Source organism: Parolsenella sp. (assembly GCF_982402205.1).
In genome coordinates, this window is sequence record NZ_CEVYAT010000195.1 from 1 (window position 1) to 2,301 (window position 2,301).

Consider the following 2,301-nt stretch of genomic DNA (forward strand, 5'->3'; position numbering starts at 1 on the left):
GGGGGCGGAACAAGGATGCCGTCGGCGTTGCGGGTGCACTGCTCGGGCTTGAACTTGTAAGCGCCGTGGCTGGTGCCGATGGCGATGGCAAGAGAGTCGCAGCCGGTCTTGGAGACGAACTCCTCGACCTCCTCGGGATGGGTGTAGGACGCCTCGTGCGCCGCGACCTTGACCTCGTCCTCGATGCCGGCGAGGGTGCCGAGCTCGGCTTCGACGACCACGCCGTGGTCATGCGCGTACTCAACGACCTTCTTGGTGATCTCAATGTTCTCGGCAAAGGGCTTGGAGGAGGCGTCGATCATAACGGAGGTGAAGCCGCCGTCGATGCAGCTCTTGCAGGTCTCAAAGTCCGGGCCGTGATCGAGGTGCAGCACGATGGGGATGTCGGGGCAGCACTCCACGGCGGCCTCGACGAGCTTGACGAGGTAGGTATGGTTCGCGTAGGCGCGGGCGCCCTTGGAAACCTGAAGAATAACGGGAGCGTGCTCCTCCTGGCAGGCCTCGGTGATGCCCTGCACGATCTCCATGTTGTTGACGTTGAACGCGCCGATGGCGTAGCCGCCGTCATACGCCTTCTTGAACATTTCGGTAGAGGTAACGAGTGGCATGATATCGTCTCCTTTTGTAAAGTTATTTCAAATGATTGGTACGTTTGGTACTACCTGTATTGTAGCACAGAAAACGGAAAATACAAGAGAAAAGTGAAAAATATTTCCTTAAAAAAGAGAGACAAAGTGTGTGCTTTGTCTCTCTTTCTCTCATCAGATGTTGGCCTTGATCGTTGCGGCGATCTGATCGGCGGTCAGACCGTACTCGCGCAGCACGTCGGCTGCCTTGCCGGACTGGCCGAACTGGTCGTTCACACCGATCTTATGGAATTTGCAGTTGACCTTGCCCATAAGCACGTCCGCCACCGCGTCGCCCAAGCCGCCGATGACACTGTGCTCCTCAACGGTGATGACCTTGCCGCACTTCTCCGCCCACGCAGTCACGCATTCGGCGTCGATGGGCTTGATGGTGTGGACGTTGATGACGGCGGCGTCGATGCCGTCCTTGGCGAGCTCGTCGGCGGCCAGGAGGGATTCATTGACCATCAGGCCCGTCGCGAAGATCGCGACATCCTTGCCTTCGCGCAGGACATTGGCCTTGCCGAGAACAAAGGGCTTGACCATGTCGCCCTCAAAAACAGGCGTGGCGAGGCGGGCGAGGCGCATATACACGGGGCCGTCGAAATCGGCGATCGCCATGGTCGCGGCCTTGGCCTCGTTCGCGTCGGCGGGGCAGAGGACCGTCATGCCCGGAATGACGCGCATGAGCGCAAGGTCCTCGATGCACTGATGGCTGCCGCCGTCCTCGCCGACGCTCACGCCGGCGTGGGTGGCGCAGATCTTGACGTTGAAGTGCGGATAGGCAACGGAGTTGCGGATCTGCTCGTAGGCCCGGCCGGCCGCGAACATCGCGAAGGTGGAGCAGAAGGGAACGAGACCCATCGTGCTCATGCCGGCGGCGGCGTCGACCATGTTGGCCTCGGCAATGCCGAAGTTGTAGAATTTCTCGGGGTGCGCCTTGGCGACCTTGCAGGTCTGGGTCGCGTTGGCAAGGTCGGCGTCGAGCACGACGACCTTATCGTTCTTTTCCACCAGCTCGATCAGCGCTTCGCCGTAAGCCTGGCGGGTCGCAATTTTATCAGCCATGTTCGTTAACCCTCCAATTCCTTCAAAGCCTGATCGCGCTGCTCGGCGTTGGGCGCCTTGCCATGCCAGCCGACTTGATTTTCCATGAACGAAACACCCTTGCCCTTGACCGTGTGGGCGAGGATCGCCTTGGGCTTGCCGGGCATCGTCGGCTTCGAGAGCGCGGCCTCCACCGCGTCGAGATCGTTGCCGTCCGGCAGCTCCACAAGGTCAAAGCCGAAGGCGCGCAGCTTTGCGCCGAGGTCGCCGAGGCTCATGACCTGATCGTTTGAGCCGTCGATCTGCAGACCGTTGTTGTCGATGATGACGGTGAGGTTGTCCAGCTTATAGTGGGCGGCGGCCATGTAAGCCTCCCAGATCTGCCCCTCCTGGCTTTCGCCGTCGCCGACGAGGGCAAAGACCTTCGTATCCTTGCCGAGGTGCTTGGCGCCGAGCGCCATGCCGACGGCGATGGACACGCCCTGACCGAGCGAACCGGTGGAGGCGTCCACGCCCGGGACCTTTTTGGCGTCGGGGTGGCCCTGCAGGATGGAGTGGAGCTGACGGAAGTTCGCGTATTCGTCGCGGGAGATGAAGCCCTTGGCGGCAAGCACCGCATAATAGCACG

3 protein-coding genes are annotated in these 2,301 nt (G+C 60.9%); all 3 read right to left on the reverse strand.

What is annotated here, in order from left to right; genetic code table 11:
* A partial coding sequence (locus AC1VTH_RS07940; protein WP_481335620.1) for a class II fructose-bisphosphate aldolase occupies nt 1-608 on the reverse strand: 608 nt, incomplete at its 3' end.
* A 153-nt stretch (nt 609-761) separates the two neighbouring features.
* Nucleotides 762-1,694: a transketolase family protein gene (locus AC1VTH_RS07945; RefSeq protein ID WP_481335621.1), complete on the reverse strand. Its 933-nt coding sequence runs from the start codon at nt 1,692-1,694 to the stop codon at nt 762-764.
* A 5-nt stretch (nt 1,695-1,699) separates the two neighbouring features.
* Nucleotides 1,700-2,301: transketolase (locus AC1VTH_RS07950; protein ID WP_481335622.1), on the reverse strand; the 602-nt coding region annotated here is incomplete at its 5' end.